Origin of the sequence: Desulfatiglans sp. (assembly GCA_012513605.1) — a bacterium.
GTDB lineage: Bacteria > Desulfobacterota > DSM-4660 > Desulfatiglandales > HGW-15 > JAAZBV01.
The window spans coordinates 1-17,822 of record JAAZBV010000064.1; the positions used below are offsets into that span (position 1 = coordinate 1).

Consider the following 17,822-nt stretch of genomic DNA (forward strand, 5'->3'; position numbering starts at 1 on the left):
GACTTTGAGTTCAAGTCTCTTCCAGCAGACAAATCCTTCACCATCACCATAGAGGCAAAGGGCTATAAGACCCAGACCATCAATATCAAAACCGATAAGGATTATAATCTGGGCGAGATAATACTTGCGTCTAACTAAAATGAAATAAAGGAGAAAATAGTATGAAGACAGTAAAGGATACAGCAGGGACACCATATGAGGCGGCAAAGCACTTTGGTGTATTCGGATTGCAGAAATTTGTTGAGGAATCAAAGAGGGTAAAGGTCTTTTATTCCTACTTTCAGCCAAACGGCGGGGCAGAGATGGCAGGCTCCCCCACTGAAAAGATCTATTATGTGGCAAATGGCTCTATAACAGTAAACGGCAAGAATGAGACTCATGTCCTGAACAAGGGAGACCTCATCTTTATAGGGGCAAATGAAGAGCGTGAGATGAAGGTAATTGGCGGTAAACCCGCAGAGGTACTGGTATTTATTATTACTCCTTAATTTAAAACAGGTTTTTTCCCTTGACCTGTAAATTGATATTTTCTATAGTCGGAGACCAAACTTAAGAAAGGAGTATAAAATGTTCAGACTAGACGGAAAAGTTGCAATAATAAACGGTGGTGCAGGGGGCTTAGGAGAAGCATGTGCAGTGGCCTTTGCAGCACAGGGAGCAAAGGTAGTAATAGCCGATGTAAACCTTGAGGGTTCAAAGAAGGTTGCGGAAAAAATAGGTCCTGATGCAATGGGGTTGGCCGTTAATGTTGCCAGTGAAGAATCGGTTGCTGAGGTGGCAAAGGCAGTAGTGGAAAAGTATGGCACAATAGATATCCTGGTAAATGCACACGGTATAAACATCAAGATGCCTGCTGTTGACATCAATATAGACAACTGGGACAAGATGTTCCAGGTAAATGTAAGGGGCGTTATGATCCCATGCAAAGTCATCGGTAAGATCATGATTGAAAAGAAAAAGGGCAAGATAATCAATTTCTCATCAGTAAGAGGCATCAGAGGCACTGATGGCGGTAACATGCCCTATGGCGCCACAAAAGGTGCTGTTGACATGATAACCCGTATGCTGGCAGCCGAATGGGCGCCATATGGAATCAACGTTAATGCAGTTGGCCCATCTGTTGTAATGACCGAGAATTTCAGAAAGGCTGTTGCCCCTGAAAGACTTGAAATTCTCAAATCAAAGACACTGTTCAAGAAATTCCTTGACCCGGAAGATATAGCAGCCGCCTGTGTATACCTTGCTTCAAAGGAGGCTGATAATATAACAGGCCTTATTCACTATGTTGATGGCGGCTTGACCGCAATAGGGTAGTAGAAATATTTTGTCTTAAACCAGGGGTAGTAACCATTATTGATTATTACCCGGAAATTATAGATTAATAAAAATCTAATTACATAATAAAGAGGAGGATTTAATTATGGCATACATGCCGCTGAACAAAAAAAGGATGTACCTTGACAGAAAAAAGATGACGAAGATTTATGACCTCTCACAGCCCTGGGGTGTTGATACACCTCTCTGGCCCTTTCCCGGTCCCCGTCAGGACCTGCTTTTTCCCCGCGGACAGTACCTTGGCCGTTTTCATAAACGTACCATGACCTATACCGGTACACTCCATGCCGGGACACATATGGACGCACCAAATCATGTTCTCCATGAAGAAGAGGTTGACAGGAAACGCAATGGTTATTCATTGAACGAACTGCCCCTTGAATACTGCGTTGGAACCGGTGTTATCCTTGATATGCGCCACATGAAAGACGAGTTTGAGAAGAAATGGAAGACAGGGTTTGAGCCTGATCTGTGGAAGATCATTATGCCTGAGGATGTAGAAAAGGCATGCAAGAAGGATAAGCTTGAGATCAAAGAAAATGACTGGGTAGTAATGAACACAGGTTTTCATCATTACTGGAGAATAAATAATGACAAGTATTATAACTATTACCCGGGCATGGGTCCTGAGGTTGCGGAATATCTGATTCATGAAAAGAAGATTAAGGGCGTTACAGGCACCTGGGGCGCAACAGATTCTCCACTGTGGCATTATCCTCTCAAGGAACAGATGCCCTGGCTCCATACCGCATACTGCAAGGCAACAGGCAGAAATCCTGATGAAGATTTTCCGGATTATGAACCATGCCATCGTATGTTCATGCAGGCAGGGTGTATCACAGTAGAAAACGCTGGCGGCGATGTTGATGAGATCACAGGAAAGCGCATGATTATTGCTGCTTTACCCTTCCGCTGCGAAATGGCAGATGGTGGTTTCGTAAGACTTGTTGCATGGAAAGAGGGATCATTCTAATCCATAGTTTTACATGCCTTTATAATGAAATTAAAACCGAGCCTGTTATAGGCTCGGTTTTGTTTTATAGTGACCTGATATGATAAAAAATACAGAAGGTATTAATTATTTTTTTAAACCCGAATCCATTGTGGTTATCGGGGCCTCCGACGTGGCTGCGACCTTTGGTACAAGATATTTGCAGGCATTGATGGATATAGGCTTTAAAGGCCGGCTCTATGCGGTTAATTATAAGGGTGATGAAACCCTCGGACTAAAGATATACCGCAGTGTAATGGAACTGCCTGGAACACCGGAACTTGCCTGTATATGCGTTTCTGCAAAATATGGACCTGATGTTTTAAGAGAGTGCCATAAAAAGGGTGTAAAGGCAGCTATCATCCTGAGCGCAGGTTTCAGTGAATATGACGAAGAGGGTAAGAGGCTCGAAAGGGAGATTGTTGAGATTGCAAGAGAGGGGATAAGGGTTATGGGGCCAAACTGCTTTGGCACCTATTGCCCTGCCGGCAGGGTAACCGTTGTACCCGGGGGCCATTTCCCTAAAGAGGCAGGGGGAGTTGCACTATTAACCCAGAGCGGTCAGCTGGCAGAGGGTATAACCGCGCCTGCCTTTGGCGAGGGGGTGAGATACTCAAAGGTCGCAAGCTATGGAAACGCATGCAACACAAATGAGGCCGATCTTCTTGAATACCTGATGCGGGATAATGAGACACAAATCTTTTCAGCATATCTTGAAGGGGTAAGGGACGGTCGCAGGTTTTTTAATATTGCAAGGGTAAACAGGGGTAAAAAACCCATTATTATCTGGAAGGTGGGTTTAACAAACATGGGCGCTGCCGCCGCATCTTCACATACAGGCTCCCTTGCCGGCGATTCTATCGTTTGGGACACATTTTTTAAACAGACAGGGGCAATCAGGGTAGAGACCCGCGAGGAGCTTATTGATACATCTATCGGGTTTTCATGTCTTCCTTCAGGGACAGGCACTGGTGTGGCATTTATAAGCGGAGGGGGGGCAGGTACTGTCATAGGCGCTGATGCATGTGAAATGGCAGGGATGCATTTACCCTCATTTACAGCAGGTACAGCAGCAAGGTTGAATGAGCTGCTCCCTTCAGCAGGCACAATTGCAAAAAATCCCCTTGATATAGGCACACCTCATCCGCCCCTTGAGATCTTTACAAAGGTGCTGGAGGCGCTCGCTGAAAGTGACGGGGTTGATGTAATAGTCATAAGAAGGATCTTTTTTGCCATAAAGGCCGCAAGATATTTTGCAGGCGCCCATGCACCCTCTCCTGATCAGGTAGAGGCCATTAAACAGGTGCCGGTAAATATAAAACAAAAATATAATAAGCCTGTTGTCATAATACTCCCTGAAGACCTGACCGGCACAGAGGATATAGAGCTGGAGCAGGAGCGAAGAGAGCTGAGGGATTTCTACTTCAGGCATGGCATACCGGTCTTCAGAAGTGAACAGAGGGCCTTTGTCGCTTTGGGTTACCTTGCAGGATTCAGAAAGGATCAGGGTATTCATATAGATATCCCGGCAAAGATAGATACAGAATCAAAAGGCAGGGCTTTGTTCCTGGATACAATAAAGAATGCAGGCAGCTCTGTGCTTGATGAAATACAGTGCAAAAAAATCCTTAAAGAGTATGGGCTTGAGTCAACTGAACCTGTGCTGTGTAAAACAGAGAAAGATGCAGTTACAGCGGCTGAAAACTTTGGTTATCCGGTTGTGATGAAGATAATCTCTCCTCAAATTACACACAAGAGCGATATTGGTGCTGTAAAACTCAATCTGAAAAATGCAAATGATGTGAAAACCGCATTTAACGATATAATGTCTGTCTCAAGGGAAAAGGCGCCGAATGCAACACTTGAAGGTGTCTCTGTTCAGCGTATGGCAAGGCCCGGTCTTGAGCTTGTTATCGGTATGACAAAGGACCAGCAGTTCGGGCCTATGGTCATGTTTGGTATGGGCGGCACACTTGTTGAGGTGTTAAAGGATATCTCATTCAGGATCACGCCGTTAAGCAGACAGGATGCATCAGAGATGATAAGAGAGACAAAGGTCTATACTTTACTTAAAGGATATCGTGGACAAGCGTCTGTTGATATACCTTATCTCGAAGAGCTGCTTCTTAAGGTATCAGCCATGGTAAAGGAAAACCCTGAGATAAAGGAGATGGATATCAATCCGCTCTTTGCCTATGAAAAGAATGCGGTGGCGGTTGATGCAAGGATTATCCTTGAGGCTGAAACCATATAAAAATATTTTAACTATTCATTTGCAGGATATGAAAAATCATCGTTTTCAAGCTCTATCTCTATCCCGCCCGCAAACCGTGCAATAAGATTGTATATGAGGCAGGCAATGGCAACAAAGATAAAGCCAAGCACTGCATAAATTATTGGCATAATGATCATGAATATACCACCAAAGAGACCGCCAAATAAACCGGGGAAGCTATCTTTCGCAGGGCCTGTAACCATGGTGATTAAGCCTATAGGAATCATAATAATAGCTGAAAAAATAAAATACATTATTGCTGCAAATTTTGCTGTCTGCACTACCCCTATCTTTTTTATTCTTACCATCTGATTCTCCTTGTGATTTATTTTTGGTCGTAATATTTACCATGCAGGTTAAAATTACCACCCTAAGTTACCCTTTCAGGTTAATTTTGCAACTGTTTTTACAAATATCCGTGTGAAGCGCAGAGCACATGCTGGTACATGCCGCCATCACAGGGTATGTTGGCTCCCCTAATCCAGCTGCTGTGGTCACTGCATAAAAATGCTACCAGAGGGGCAATGTCTTTTGGCTTACCAGGCCTGTCCATCACCCTGAAATCCTCTTCAGCCCTTGCACCAAGTGTTTTGATAAAGTCCGGTAGTATAGGTGTATCCACCGGCCCGGGGCTTATGCAGTTCATCCTTATGTCCCTGTCACGCCATGTCCACCTGTTTATCATTGTCCAGACAATAAGTGTCTCCTTCGAAAAAAAGTAGGAGCGGCCAGCTTCATCTGGTATCCCTATCCTGTCACAAAGGCTTTCGACATTAGTAAAATCTCTGTGGCTGAGCAATGCCTTAATCTGGTCTTCGGCCTTGTACCATTCAAAGCCCGCAAGGGAGGCCATGTTAACGATGGAGCTATTGTTATTGAGTTTATCGATCATAAGCTCTGTGAAATGCCTGAGCCCTAAAAAATTAACCTTTATAACCATTGCCCTGTTTCTGGTCGGAGGGAGACCCGCAATGTTACATATGGCATCTATGCCATCAGGGATTTTTTTAACAGCAGCATCTATTGACGCAGGGTCTGATAAATCGGCCTTAACATAATGATCAATGTTTTTCTGAGGCTGATTCAGGTCTACACCAATTACTGTAGCCCCCTGCTTCTTCAGTTCTTTAGCGCTCTCTGCCCCTATACCTGATGCGGCCCCTGTAACAACGATCTTTTTATTTGTGAGATACATAGTGCCTCCTGATGGTTTTATTAAGAGGTTAATTGGATGCTGATATGTGTTTCTACTATTAGCATATAATTGATATTGATAGGAATAAAATAATCCTCACCTTTATATCAGATATTGTTGAAGGAAAAATATCCCCTGACGTGGGGTTTTATACCCGTCTCCACCCAAAATATCCTGTTGAAAACCGGCTACTGTTAATGTACATTTGCGCTTGTTTCTATTCTTTACAGGCTTTTCAGAAGTATCATTGTATTATAAAAATCAGGTTTTACCGGGTATGTTTATTAGAGCAGGAAGATAAGCAGAAACTATATTTACATATGTCGGAAGGAGAAATAGTCATGGATGAAAATACTGTATATGAAGATAAATATTTTAAAGTGATAAATCCAATTCCGGCCCTTCATTGCAGAGATGATGGGGGACATTTAATACTTATTAAAAAAGAGAGTCCATGATCGTTCAGATATGACCTGGCAGGAGGCCATTGATTTTATGAGGATATCTATGGCTGTTGGAAAAGCTATGTATGAAATATTGGATATTGAAAGAATGAATTACGCGGATTTGGGGAATTGGGGGCTTGATGATCCTGAAGGAGCAAAAATGCACCTTCATTTTTTTGGAAGAGCAAGAACTCAAATGCACCTGATGCGAGGGCAATGCATGGTCTTTTTCCCAAAAGATCATCCAATTTATAAAGGCCATCTTAAGCACTTTAATCTTCAGGAGATCATGAATCTTCGTAATAAAATAGATAGTATCCTTAAAGGTGAGAAATATATAAAAATGGCTGAATTAGCAGGGATAGAGATGTCGGGCTCTTAACCCGTCATCTTTGAAGTATATTGCTGAAAGTGGAAATGATGTTGTTAAAATATAGCTATGGTATTTATTAGAATATTGATTGGAATATTGTTGTGTTGCTTCGCTTAACACATCCTGCGCACTTTTAGAAAAAGGACAGTAAAATGAATGAAACTAAGCATCGTGTTTGCCCTGTCGGCGATGCATGGTCACTCGACAACAAAATTCGCAGGCTGTATCAAAATCCAGTTAAAATATTGGAACCATATCTTCAAGAAGGGATGACCGTGCTTGATGTCGGCTGTGGCCCTGGGTTTTTTACCATTGATATGGCAGGGATGGTTGGTGAAGCAGGAAAAGTTATTGCTGTTGACCTGCAGGAAGGGATGCTTCAAAAATTAAGATCCAAAATAAAAGCAACCGAGCTTGAAAGCCGAATAGAGCTTCACCAGTGTGATCAAAATAAAATCGGTATATCTGAGCAAGTGGACTTCATTTTGCTTTTCTATATGGTTCACGAAGTGCCTGAAAAGGCATCATTTTTTACCGAACTGTTTTCACTTTTAAAATCAAACAGACAAGCCCTGATCGTTGAACCGCCGTTTCATGTATCAGGGGCAGCATTTCGAAAAACGCTGCAAACAGCAGAGGCAGTTGGCTTCAAAACAGTAGAGGGGCCAAAAATGTTATTTCATAACACAGCGATATTAATAAAGGGTTAACATTTGGATCCGGCAACTCTTCGGATGTTATTTTTTGGTTTGAATTCATGGAGAAAACAAGTTTTGATATAACAGGAAAACACGATGAGGACTGATACATCACAATTAATTAATATGGCTGAATTGCTGGTGGAGCAATCTCCTGATGGTATCGTGTTCGCAGATAAAAAAGGCATAATTCGTGTCTGGAATAGGGCAGCGGAGAGGATTTTCGGGTTTAGAGCTGAGGAGGCCATTGGCGTTAATTTAGATATCATCATTCCAGAACGTTTCAGGGATGCCCATTGGCGCGGGTTTGAACGTGCCATTAACGAGCGAGCTACAAAGTATGCCGGGAAAAGTATGCCCACAAGGGCAGTTCGTTCGGATGGCACTTTAGTTTATGTCGAGCTTAGCTTCTCCATTATACTTGATGCAAATGGTGATGTCCTTGGGGCACTCGCACATGCACGGGACATTACTGAACGATTCGAGAAGGAACGTGCTGATCGAAAACGTCTCCAGGAACTTGAGAAGATATTGGATTCCAAGACCTGACGAGAATCAATACATCATGTGACATATCCCTGCTGAAAATCCTGCGCTTCCCATAAAGTGCATCATCTCCATACCTCTTTTAAGCCTTCCATTATCCAGCGCCCAGCACATTGCCACAGGTATAGATGCAGACACAGTGTTCCCGAACATGGGGTAGAGGTTAACCATTTTATCTTTGAAGCGTGAGTGTCTTGCAAGGTCATCAATAATAGATTTAGAGGCTGAATGGGCAAAGGCAATATCGCAGCCCCTGTTTTTAAGCTCTGGTGAACTAAAGTAAAGTTCAGGTATCATTCTGCCGGCCGCCTCAAACAGCTCTGTGCTGTATGCAAAAAAGATGAGCGGATCAAGCTTTGGGCATGTCTCGTTGTTACTGTAGGATGCTATATGGGGCAGGGGGATCTTGCACAGCCCGTGCAGGTTTGCCTCTGTCTTAAACTCAAAGTGAGGGGCAATATCACCACCTCCGGACACTATGGTTGCAGTGGCGGCCTCTCCGATGGTGAGTTGTGCAAAGCGATATGTAACCTCGTCCACCGCCTTTATGGGGCCGTGATATTCATAATTGAACTCTGCATTCAGGATCATTATGTTTTTATAAACCCCATTCTTTAAAAAGTTGTGGCTTATGTGGAGCGCCCTCATCCAGCTCAAACATGCATCCAGTATGTCAAACCCTGTGGCCTTTGTCATGCCTAGCCTGTGCAAAAAATAGGTGGCCATGCAGGGCTCCACCCATCCCCGGCCAACTCCCACATAGAGCAGGAGGTCTATATCAGCGGCCTTTATTTGCGCACGTTCAAGCGCCTGCCTTGCAGCCTTTTCCGCATGTTCATAGGCGGTTTCCCCATCTTTTCTTCTGCGACGCACCTCTGTGCCGGAGATGCGGAAAAGGGCCTTAACCCTGTTTATTATCTTCACCCCCTCACCATCCTGCCAGAAGGGTTCACTGATCTTTATCAATTCATTCAATATCTCATCATTGGTAACAACACGCTCAGGCATGCTGCAACCTATTCCCAGTATCTTCATGTAAAATCACCAATCCTTTTTAAAATCTTGTTCTGTCAGGCCAGGGTTTATTTTAATGTTACTAAATTTGTACTCCTCAAGAAATTCATCTTTCCACCCATAGCAGGTAAGACCAATGGGCAGCCACCTTTTTCTATCTATGGTCAGACGGCCCGAATGGGCGTAATAACCCTTTCCAGGTGGGAACCTCATCATGAGAACCAGCGTGTCAGGGCCATCGGAGGTAACCACCGGTGGGTTGCATTCAGGATCAGTAAGGCTTTTCAAATAATTTTCTTTAACCTTATCAAAAATGGTTATAAAATCGGCCTCTGTGATGGGGTGCCTGTTTTCCTTAAGGGCCTCTTTCCCATTGGGGTCTATTGCAACAGGTAAAAGAGCCATCAGACCGCCTAAATTTATTAAAACCCTGTTATTGTTTTGACCCTCAACATAGATGGCTCTCCTCCCCTTTTTTGGGCCATCCTGCCATTTCATATAGAAATGGCCGGGCCTTTTTACCTTAAGCTCTATATTGTCCTCTTTGATAATCCTGCTGCCAATAAGCTCATGTTTACTGAATATGCAGGAATAATCGGTTATAGAGGATAAGCTTTCTCTGACTCGCTCCAGAATAACATCAGGGTTATTGATATCCTGTGCAAGGGCCTGCTGTCCGCAAAGCAGGGCAGGAAAAAATAAAATAACCTGTAGGTAATGTCTGATATTTTTATACAGCATAATTCAGTTAAAGCCGTCAAAGTATAATTAATCCCTGTACATTATGGAGAACCCTTCCCCTGCATACTATTCTTAAGGTACAGAAAAGAATGGATTGTATAACAGCTTAAAGATTAAGCAAGTGCTAAACAATAAAATAGCCCAATTTTAAGGTGGCATGTGATTAACGGTTTAACACACTTGTGTTTAATTCCAGGTAATTGCATAATGCACAGGAATGATATAAAAATAGGCCTAACAATTTTGCATCACTAAACAGGGAGGGCTCATTAACATGAAAAGAAAATATGAACATCTCATTAAACCATTGAGTGCAGGCAGGATAGAAATGGAATCCATTAAGACTACAGGCACCACTGAAACCGCTGCATTTAACGGGCCCGGAAACGCAGACAAGATAGTGTGGCTGAATGGACGGGATCACCTTGGGGGGCTTGAACTTAATTTCTCATGGGGTTTTTACTCTGGCCTTGGTGACTGGCATACAGGCCAGGACCCCCATGTTCACCCCTATGCGGAGTGCCTGGTGTTTGTGGGCCTTGATTCTGCCAAGATGAACTACCTGGGCGCTGAGATCGAGGTCTATCTTGGAAAGGAGCAGGAGGTCTACACCTTTGATGAGCCCACTGTTGTTGTTATCCCTGCGGGCATGCCCCATTGTCCTTTAATTACAAAGAGGATGTTCAGCCCTAAAGGTTATGGCTTTTTCCTCCTCTGTCTCGGTGCAACCCCTACCACCACATGGATGGGTGAAGGGATATCTGAAGAGACCTTAAAACAGATGGCAGAGATGGCGGAAAAACAGGGCATTAAGCTCCCCATGAAATCGACTGTATCAAAGAAGAGGGTAGCAAAAAATCCAACCCCCCCTACAGGTAAATATGCCCACCTTTTAAGGCCGATAAGATCAGGCGTTTTTATGGAAAGGGGAAGCATTGCCAAAGAATTATCACAGACATGCGCAGCCCATTATGATGAAATGAAAAAAAGGGGTGAGATACCAGGGCCTGGGTATGCTGATCATCTTTCATGGATGTTTGGCAGTGACCTTGATAATCTTAATATGAATTTCAACTGGGGGTATTTCAGCCAGCCGGGTGTATGGCACAGGGGCATGGGAGCGGTTTTAAGCGCCTCTCCCGAGGTTACTCTCTTTGCAGGGCTTGACCCGAAAGATATAGATTATCTGGGCGCTAGTATAGAGGTGGAGATCGGCGAAGAAAAAGAGAGGTATATCATAGAAAGACCTTCTGCCCTTATAAGACCCACAGGTGTACCATTTTACCCGGTTGTGACCAGGTGGGTTGACAGGCCATTTGCCGCATATACTGTGGGGCTCGTCGGCAAGCCTGAAATAAAGTTTAATCCTGGAGGGAAATAGATATGAAAAATAAAAAATATGCACACCTTGTTAAACCATTAAGTATTGCCGCAATGCCAGGGTCAGAGAGGGCATTCAGAAATACCGGCAACGCGGATATAAACCTGTGGCTGAACGGTCGTGACTACCTTGAGGGGCTTGAACTCAATTTTTCATGGGGTTTTTATACTGGCCTTGGTGACTGGCATCCTGGCATGGACCCCCATGTGCATCCATATCCTGAGGCACTGGTCTTTGTCGGGCTTGACCCTGATAATATCGAATACCTTGGGGCTGAGATGCAGTACTGCCTCGGTAAGGAGCTTGAGGTGCATACCTTTGATAAACCCTCTGTTATAGTAGCAAAGGGCGGGGTGCTCCATTGCCCATCTGTTACAAAGGAGGTATTAAACCCGATAGGATACAGTTTTTTTATCCTTTCACTCGGTGCAGAACCCCGTACCACCTGGATGGGTGACGGGATAAGCGAAGAGCAGATAGCAAGGATGAAGGAGATTGCAAGTAGCAGCAAGCCCTTCATGGTCTCCACCTTTTCAAAAAAGAGATATCATGTATCACCTGAGACCATGACATATGGTGATAGACATGCACATCTGATAAAGCCGTTAAAATTATTACCACCTTCAACAGCAGAAAAGGATACGATGATCCCCGGGCCGGGAAACTCTGAAAAGACTTTCTGGATGACCGGCAGTGATCTTGAGGGCATTGATCTTAATTTTACATGGGGATTTCATAAACGGCCAGGGTTATGGCACAGGGGGCCGGGTAAATCCGATGGCGCCCATTATCATCCCCATGATGAGGTGCTGGTTTTTGTGGGTACAGACCCTGCGGATATCAATTACCTTGGTGCTGAGATCTCCATAGATTTGGGCGAAGAGCATGAAAGGCATATGATTGACAAACCTACTGCGGTGATAATACCCAAAGGTGTTGTGCATAACCCCATAATCACCAGGTATGTGGAGAGGCCATTTGCATTTTTCATGATCAGCCTTGCCCGTGATTATGCAGTGACATATGTATGATGTTGGACCCTGAAAATAACAGGGTCGAGATAACTGTTTAATGTTTCTAAGGTTTTATGGATTCAAGCAATCAGCCATCTGCGTTGAGCTTCCTGTCCCGCCATAGCCTTGTGCGACGGCGGATCAGCAAAAGGCATTCAAAACATAGAGTTAGCTGACAGCTGATCGCTGACTGCTGAAAGCCTTATTGATTTTTAATTAGAGCTTTAAATATTATAATTCTTTTGTTGCCAAATTATTAATTATACTGTAGAAAATTAGCCTGTTATACTTGCTTTGTTTTACACGCCATACAGTAACAATGTTTTTGTTTTTTTGATTTATCCGGCTTATTTATTTGGGAAAGGTTTTAATATGCCATCAGCAAATTTGGATCTTATTCGCGCCATTAATCAGTTCAATATCCTGAACAGTATTCGTGCCAGAAAGGCGGTCTCACGTTCTGAGATAGCCGACATGACAGGCCAGAGCCGGGCATCTGTCACCACTATTACCGCCCAGATGATTGATAAAGGTCTTATATTTGAAAAGAATGTCGAGGTGACCGGTGAGCGCGGCAGAAACCGCGTCCTCCTGGCCCTTAACCCTGATGCGGCATTTGTCGTAGGTGTAAAGCTTGCAGCAACAAAGGCAAGCTCTGCTGTTTGCGATATGCAGGGCGAAACCAGGAGCACGGTAGTAAAAAATGATAACTTTATGGGAAAGGGCGTTGATTTTATAGCCCAATATATTGATGAGCTTATAATTGCCGCTGTAGATGAAGCAGGTCTCAAGCTGGATAATATTTCAGGGATCGGCATCGGCGTTCCGGGTGTTGTTGATTTCCAAACAGGCACCTGTCACTGGAGCCCTATTTACGATGCGGGCAGTGTGCCCCTGCGCGACCGTATTCAAAACAGGTTTAATATCAAGACCTATATAGAAAATGACGCAAATACCCTTACCCTGGCGCACCAGTGGTTTGGCGAGGGCAGGGGAGTGGATAATTTTATTGTTATTTCAATCGAGTATGGCGTTGGAATGGGGATAATAACCAATGGCCAGCTGTATCGCGGCGTAAGGGGGTTTGCCGGTGAGATGGGGCATGTCCCGGTTACCCCTGACGGCGAACTCTGTATATGCGGGAAAAGGGGTTGTCTTGCAACGGTTGTTGGAGGCATGGCATTAGTCAATAAGGCAAAATGTCTCAGTGAAAATGGCCTATGGGTCAGGCAATCCTGTAGTGATATAGAGTTTGAAGAGGTTATTAATGCTGCAAAACAGGGAGAAAAGTCACTTATCGAGATATTTCAGGCCGCAGGACACTGCCTTGGCGTTGGATTATCAGTATTGATAAATATCTTTAACCCTGAAAAGATTATCATCTCAGGCCAGGGTGTTGATGCGGGGGAGATCATGTTTGCCCCCATGAGAGAGGCCGTAAATAAACATACATTCAGTGATCTGCTGTCACTTACAAAAATAGTCATCCCTGAATGGCAGCATTCTGACTGGGCAAAGGGGGCTGCAAGCCTTGTGCTTCAGGAATTATATAAATCACCCTTTAATACAATACGCCCCCTGATTTAAAAGATCTCAATTAATTTTTAACCTCTGCGGTACTCAAACCCGCACAGGTTATGGTTTTTTAAAACCGTCTGTTGTCAAAGCATGACAATTTCAGTGTCAAAATGTTGCCAGCTTTATTTATTATATTACCTGATTGCTGTAATATCCTGATATGACAGTTAATATTTAAGCCAGCCTAATGGTATATTTCTTGCTTGAAAAGTAACAGGTTGTTTTTTTAAGCATTTTTGCAGGTTTAATATTAAACAGCTATAGAAAACGGATGGTACTATGTCTGAACAGAAAAATCCGGAATTAGTAAAAGACGCCCAGTATGAAAGCATTTATGACATCAGTAACAGGCTTGCAGATACCCTTCTTATCTGTATCTCCATTTTTGGCGCACCCATAGTATTGGTTTCACTCCTGCGTTATTTCAAGGTTGGAGGGGTGTTCATCCTTTCCCTGCATATTTTTGTATACATTTTCTGTCTCCTTTTTATGGTCAACCGGAAAAGGATCCCGGTTAAATCAAAGTGCCTGTTCATAATTGTGTGCACCTTCATAATGGGTATAACCTCTCTTTTCAAATGGGGGATTTTCGGTACAGGGGTGGTATATTTTATATTCATGAGCATCCTGACGACTGTTTTTTTTGGGGCCAGGCCGGGCATCATTATAACTATCATTAATCTTGCAGTATTGATTGTAACCGCCATGCTTTTTGACTCAGGTTTTCTGTCCTATAATTTTGATGTAAACAAATATACCACTGAAACACTTACCTGGATGCCCGTATCATTTGTCTACGGGCTGTTTACCCTCGCCATTATCGGCGGTATTGGCCGGTTTTTATACTCCATGTCCATAAATATTGAAAAGTTATCCAACAAAACATCTGACCTTAGTGTGACAAAGGAGAAGATGATTCAGGAGATAGATAATTGCAGGGAGACCGAGATTGCACTCAGGGAGAGCGAGGAGAGATTCAGGACTGTGCTTGAAAACCTGCCATGCAGTGTATCTGTTCATGACCTTGAGGGAAGACATCTTCTTATGAATGAAGAGACATGCAGGGTTAAGGGATTTACAAGAGAAGAGCTTATGAAGCTTACGGTCATGGAGACAGCCGGCCCCTCTTTAGGCAAGAATTTTGATGTTGTCAAAATGTGGGAACAAATAGAACTGGGGAAATCAATAACCTTTGAGGCCCTGACACAGCGGAAAGACGGGTCATTATACGACAGTGAAGTGCATCTATCCAAGATAATGCTGGATGGCAGGCCGGTCATACTCTCACTGGTATTTGATATAACCGAACGAAAAAAGATAGAGGCGAGTCTTGCAAGAAGGTCAGCGCTGGAACGTCTTGTAAGCGAGATATCATCAGGCGCAGTGGGGATCAGCCATAAGGATGTGGATAATTATATAAATGAGGCAATTGCCTCCATAGGCAGGAAAACAGGGGTTGATCATGCATACTTTTCGCTCTTTAACACCAGGAAGGAGGTGTTGGAATTAATAAGTGAATGGTCTCTAGATAATATACCCATCCCCGGTTTTGAAAAGGAGATGAAGGTCGAAGAGGAGCTGACCTGGTTTACCCGGACAATACGATCGCAGAATGTTGTTCATATACCTGATATGGATGCCCTGCCTTATGAGGCGCAGAAGGAAAAGATATACTTCAAAAGCAGGGGCATAAAATCATTGCTCATCCTTGTCATACGCCAGGGTGAAAACATGATAGGCTTTCTTGGCTTTGACAGCATGAACAAAAAGAGGGCATGGTCAGACGAAGAAATGGTTATATTAAGGATCATTGGCGAGACCTTTACCAGTGTCCTTTATCGCAAACAGGCAGAAAAAGAGGAGGAAAGATTCAAGGCGCAGCTTTCCAATGCTGTAGATATCGCCCACCTGGGGCCATGGGAACTGGATATAGAAAAACAGGTATATACCTTCAATGACCATTTTTACAGGATATACCATACCACCGCAGAGGAGATGGGCGGGTACAAAATGACCTTTGATGAATTCAAACGACGATTTGTTCATCCTGATGATTATTACATCCTTGATGATATACAAAAGGCCTCCCAGAATTCAGGGGCTCTCCAGACCAGCAGGTTTGAGCACAGGATGCTATATGCTGATGGAAAAACAGGTCATATAATAGTGCAGATATCCCAGATAAAAAATGACAGGGGTGTACCAATTATCTCCTACGGTGTAAACCAGGACATAACCGAATGGAAACTTGCACAGGAAAAGCTGCGGGAAAGTGAAGAAAAGCTTGCCAGATCCAGAAAGATGGAGTCACTGGGGCTTCTAGCAGGGGGTGTGGCCCATGACCTCAATAATGTTTTGTCAGGCATTGTAAGTTATCCTGAACTTCTTCTGCTGGATATACCCCATGAGAGCAAACTCAGAAAACCTATTGAAACCATTCAGGAGTCAGGTTACAAGGCCGTTGCCATTGTGCAGGACCTGCTAACCATAGCAAGGGGGGCTGCTACGGTTAAGGAACCCCTGAACCTGAACAGGATAGTCAGGGAATACATGAGTTCACCTGAATTTAATAACCTGAAAAATTATAATCCCGGGGTAAAATACAACATAGAGCTGGATGCAGGGCTCTTTAATTTCAATGGCTCCATGATCCACATCAAGAAGGTTGTAATGAACCTGGTTGCAAATGCCTCAGAGGCAATAGAAAATGAAGGCACTGTCACCATATCCACATGCAACAGGTATATAGACAGGCCTTTAAAAAGGTATGAAGATGTTAACACAGGGGAATATGTAGTCCTCTCTGTGACGGATGACGGCCCTGGCATATCACCTGAAAACCTTGACAGGATATTTGAACCCTTCTTTACAAAAAAGGTGATGGGCATAAGCGTGACAGGGCTTGGTCTCACGGTTGTATGGAACACAGTCCAGGATCACAGCGGCTATGTCGATGTGAAAAGCAGTAAATCTGGCACACTGTTTGAATTGTATTTTCCCATAACAAGGGATGAGCTGGCGGGTAAAGCATCCGTAGCCTCATTAGATGATCTGAAAGGAAAAGGTGAACTGGTACTGGTAGTTGATGATGTTGCAAGCCAGAGAGAGATATCATGCCGTATGCTTGAATCCCTTGGATACAGGCATGTCGCATTCTCAGATGGTGAAAAGGCAATAGAATACCTGAAGGAGAACAGGGTTGATCTGATTCTTTTAGATATGATCATGTCTCCCGGCATAAGCGGGAGGGAGACCTATGAGCGCATATCAGAGTTCAGGCCCGGACAAAAGGCCCTTATAGTAAGCGGTTATTCTGAAACCGAGGATGTTGTTGCCATACAGAAGCTTGGCGCTGGAGCATATATCAAAAAGCCTTTGTCACTTGAGACACTTGGACGGGGCATTAAAAAAGAACTGGCCAAATAGATGCTCCTGTTTTATCCTGCCTTTTGTAACAGATATCCATAAAAGCAGGCAGTATTTAATGACCGATTTTACAATTATTGAGTGGGCTGTAATAATCATATGTGCCCTTCTGATCGGGTTTACAAAGGCTGGGATACCCGGCATTGGCATCCTGATCCCCATTCTTGCCGCATCCATCATGCCTGCAAAGGAATCCACCGGTTTCATACTTCCTATGCTGACCATGGCAGATATCTTCGCCATAATCTACTGGCGGAGGCATGTGGTTTGGAAACAGCTCTTAAGGCTTTTACCCTGGGCATTAACTGGTATTGCAGCAGGCTATTTGGCCATGCGTCACATCACAAATGATCAGCTAAGGACATTCATCGGCCTCCTTGTCCTGATCCTTTTGCTTTTATCATGGATCAAGGATAAAAGACTCCCGGATGATTACATCCCTTCCCACTGGCTTTTTGCCGCTGTGATGGGCGCCCTTGCAGGGGCAACGAGCATGATGGCAAATGCCGCAGGGCCTGTTATGGTGATATATCTCGCCTCCATGAGGCTTCCCAAGGCCAACTTTATCGGCACAAGCGCATGGTTTTTCTTTATTGTTAACCTGTTAAAGTTTCCCTTCAGCCACAGGCTTGATCTTGTAACTCTTCAATCTATTCAGGTTAACCTGATGTTGCTGCCCTGCTTAATAGCCGGAGGGGTTGCAGGGATCATGCTGGTAAAAAGGATTCCACAGGGGGCATTTAACATTATTGTGAAGATACTGGCGGGTGTTGCGGCCCTTATGCTGATCTTGAGATAGCTCCCAATGCC

Annotated in this window: 17 protein-coding genes; 13 read left to right on the top strand and 4 right to left on the bottom strand. The window is 43.9% G+C overall.

The genetic code is table 11. The features are described 5' to 3' along the window. The 5 genes from GX654_08050 to GX654_08070 form a co-directional block, all read left to right on the top strand. The coding region (locus GX654_08050; GenBank protein ID NLD36805.1) for a hypothetical protein at positions 1–138 on the top strand (138 nt) is incomplete at its 5' end. A 23-nt stretch (positions 139–161) separates the two neighbouring features. Further along, positions 162–488 (top strand): cupin domain-containing protein, encoded by a 327-nt coding sequence (locus GX654_08055; GenBank protein ID NLD36806.1) that lies wholly within the window; start codon positions 162–164, stop codon positions 486–488. 79 nt (positions 489–567) lie between these two features. Next, on the top strand, positions 568–1,314 hold the full coding sequence (locus GX654_08060) for an SDR family oxidoreductase (GenBank protein NLD36807.1): 747 nt from the start codon (positions 568–570) through the stop codon (positions 1,312–1,314). Positions 1,315–1,420: 106 nt separating this feature from the next. Next, positions 1,421–2,308: a hypothetical protein gene (locus GX654_08065; protein NLD36808.1), complete on the top strand. Its 888-nt coding sequence runs from the start codon at positions 1,421–1,423 to the stop codon at positions 2,306–2,308. Between the two features lie 79 nt (positions 2,309–2,387). Further along, a complete protein-coding gene (locus GX654_08070) occupies positions 2,388–4,580 on the top strand; it encodes an acetate--CoA ligase family protein (protein ID NLD36809.1) in 2,193 nt (730 codons plus the stop codon). Between the two features lie 11 nt (positions 4,581–4,591). Here the strand turns inward: GX654_08070 and GX654_08075 are convergent, their stop codons facing one another. Together GX654_08075 and GX654_08080 are read right to left on the bottom strand one after the other, a co-directional pair. Further along, positions 4,592–4,909, bottom strand: coding sequence for a hypothetical protein (locus GX654_08075; protein ID NLD36810.1), 318 nt, complete (start codon positions 4,907–4,909; stop codon positions 4,592–4,594). A 98-nt stretch (positions 4,910–5,007) separates the two neighbouring features. Further along, on the bottom strand, positions 5,008–5,796 hold the full coding sequence (locus tag GX654_08080) for a coniferyl-alcohol dehydrogenase (GenBank protein ID NLD36811.1): 789 nt from the start codon (positions 5,794–5,796) through the stop codon (positions 5,008–5,010). Positions 5,797–6,303: 507 nt separating this feature from the next. Here GX654_08080 and GX654_08085 point away from each other — a divergent pair. From GX654_08085 to GX654_08095, 3 genes are all read left to right on the top strand, one after another. After that, complete coding sequence (locus GX654_08085) at positions 6,304–6,624, top strand: hypothetical protein (GenBank protein NLD36812.1); 321 nt, start codon at positions 6,304–6,306, stop codon at positions 6,622–6,624. A gap of 143 nt (positions 6,625–6,767) precedes the next feature. Then, positions 6,768–7,325 (top strand): class I SAM-dependent methyltransferase, encoded by a 558-nt coding sequence (locus GX654_08090; protein ID NLD36813.1) that lies wholly within the window; start codon positions 6,768–6,770, stop codon positions 7,323–7,325. An 84-nt stretch (positions 7,326–7,409) separates the two neighbouring features. Beyond that, positions 7,410–7,862 (top strand): PAS domain S-box protein, encoded by a 453-nt coding sequence (locus GX654_08095; protein NLD36814.1) that lies wholly within the window; start codon positions 7,410–7,412, stop codon positions 7,860–7,862. A 6-nt stretch (positions 7,863–7,868) separates the two neighbouring features. Here GX654_08095 and GX654_08100 read toward each other — a convergent pair whose 3' ends face one another. Beyond that, complete coding sequence (locus GX654_08100; protein NLD36815.1) at positions 7,869–8,894, bottom strand: hypothetical protein; 1,026 nt, start codon at positions 8,892–8,894, stop codon at positions 7,869–7,871. A gap of 6 nt (positions 8,895–8,900) precedes the next feature. Then, a complete protein-coding gene (locus tag GX654_08105; GenBank protein NLD36816.1) occupies positions 8,901–9,614 on the bottom strand; it encodes a DUF1571 domain-containing protein in 714 nt (237 codons plus the stop codon). Positions 9,615–9,888: 274 nt separating this feature from the next. On the opposite strand from GX654_08105, the gene GX654_08110 reads away from it, so the two are divergent. The 5 genes from GX654_08110 to GX654_08130 all read left to right on the top strand — a co-directional run bounded on the left by GX654_08110 (position 9,889) and on the right by GX654_08130 (position 17,811). Then, positions 9,889–10,995 (top strand): hypothetical protein, encoded by a 1,107-nt coding sequence (locus GX654_08110; protein NLD36817.1) that lies wholly within the window; start codon positions 9,889–9,891, stop codon positions 10,993–10,995. A 2-nt stretch (positions 10,996–10,997) separates the two neighbouring features. Beyond that, positions 10,998–12,026, top strand: a complete 1,029-nt coding sequence (locus GX654_08115; GenBank protein ID NLD36818.1) for a hypothetical protein — start codon at positions 10,998–11,000, stop codon at positions 12,024–12,026. Positions 12,027–12,380: 354 nt separating this feature from the next. After that, positions 12,381–13,595 carry an ROK family transcriptional regulator gene (locus GX654_08120; protein NLD36819.1) on the top strand — a complete coding sequence of 405 codons (1,215 nt, stop codon included), beginning with the start codon at positions 12,381–12,383 and terminating at the stop codon, positions 13,593–13,595. 270 nt (positions 13,596–13,865) lie between these two features. After that, positions 13,866–17,012 (top strand): PAS domain S-box protein, encoded by a 3,147-nt coding sequence (locus GX654_08125; GenBank protein ID NLD36820.1) that lies wholly within the window; start codon positions 13,866–13,868, stop codon positions 17,010–17,012. A 58-nt stretch (positions 17,013–17,070) separates the two neighbouring features. Then, a complete protein-coding gene (locus GX654_08130) occupies positions 17,071–17,811 on the top strand; it encodes a sulfite exporter TauE/SafE family protein (GenBank protein ID NLD36821.1) in 741 nt (246 codons plus the stop codon). Positions 17,812–17,822 lie beyond the last annotated feature (11 nt).